The organism is Bradyrhizobium sp. PRIMUS42 (assembly GCF_023006515.1).
In the GTDB taxonomy this organism is placed as follows: Bacteria; Pseudomonadota; Alphaproteobacteria; order Rhizobiales; family Xanthobacteraceae; genus Bradyrhizobium.
Genome location: NZ_JALBGZ010001122.1, coordinates 1 through 1,378, shown reverse-complemented (window position 1 = coordinate 1,378; position 1,378 = coordinate 1). Strand labels below are relative to the sequence as shown.

2 protein-coding genes are annotated in these 1,378 nt (G+C 67.1%); both read right to left on the bottom strand.

Features of this window, described 5'->3' with window-relative positions; genetic code table 11:
• The coding region (locus tag MOV75_RS38225) for an alpha/beta hydrolase fold domain-containing protein (protein ID WP_247008009.1) at window positions 1-484 on the bottom strand (484 nt) is incomplete at its 3' end.
• 3 nt (window positions 485-487) lie between these two features.
• Window positions 488-1,378 (bottom strand): alpha/beta fold hydrolase (locus MOV75_RS38220; RefSeq protein WP_247008008.1); only part of this gene is annotated, 891 nt, incomplete at its 5' end.

Here is a 1,378-nt window from a genome sequence, read left to right as displayed (position 1 = left end):
CGACAGCAACGCGGCGCGTGTCGAGCCCGATCGCACGGCCCTCGCGGCCGATCCAGGCCAGCGCATCGACCGCATCCTCGAAGGCAGTCGGAAACTTGTGCTCCGGCGCAAGCCTGTAGCCGACCGACAGCACGGCCGCACCACTGTCCTCGGCGAGGCCGCGGCACAATGGTTGATGTGAATCGAGGCTGCCGACCACGAAGCCCCCGCCATGCATGTAGAGAAGGACCGGCACTGGATTGCGATCGCTCGGCGCCTCGCTTGCGTAGAGCCGCGCCTCGATCGTCGCGCCATCCCGCGTCGGCAGCGAGAGATGCCGCTCGTAGCCACGCGCCGGCGGATCAACGTCGAGCAGCGGCGAGGACGCATCGAAATCGGCCCGCGCCTGCGCGGCGGTCAATTGCGGAAACGGAATGCGCGCGCCGCTTTCGGTGCCGGCCTGCACCATCTCGAGCAGTGCGGCTATATCTGGATCAAGACTCAAGGCTCACTCCGCCGGTTCCGGAACCGTCTCCTGCGCGATCGTCGACGCCGTCGCCTGCACGAACAGGTCACAGAGTTCGTCGAGCAGGCCAGCATGCTTCAGAATCGTGAAATGATTGTCGCCGACGAGGCCGCGATCGACCGCCTTCGGCAACTGCGTTTCCAGCCGGTCGCGCTGCGCCAGACGAGCCGACGTCCACCAGCAGAACGGCGCGGCTTCCAGGCCCCGCGGCAGAGCAGTATTCTGCGCCAGCCTGTTGAGATGCCGCCCGACTGCGAAGGCGGCGGACAAATCATCCGCGCCGAGCAGGGCGTCGTCCGCCCTCACGCTCCTGCCCTGCTCCACAACAGAGGCGACCAGATCGCGAATGCTCTCCGGCGTCTCCGGCAGATCCGCACGTTTCGCTGCGTCGGCTTGCGCCTTGATACGAGAGGCCGCAGCGTTCGGAAGAACGGCCGACAGCAATCCGGCGAGATCATCGGCCCAGTGGGCGATCGCCTCCTTCCGGCTCGATCCGTCCGACTGCCGCGGCACGAAGCTGTCGACCATGACGAGACGATCGACGCGCTCACCACCGCGTTCGAGATCAGCTGCGACGAGACTAGCGAGAAACCCTCCCAGCGACCAGCCGACCAGGCTGTAAGGGCCGCGCGGCTGCATCCGCCTGATCTCGGCCGCATAGTTCACCGCCATGGCTTCGAGGGAGGCGTCGGTCCACGACGGATCGACCAGCATTCTCGATTGCAGGCCGATCACCTGCCGACGCCCTTCGAGACGGCGCGCCAGCGGCCCATAGTCGAAGACCGTGCCGAAGCCGCCATGCACAGAGAACACCGGGTTCACGCCGCGAACCGCGGCATTCAGCGGCAGCAGCGCCGATGGCGCCGGCGCGAC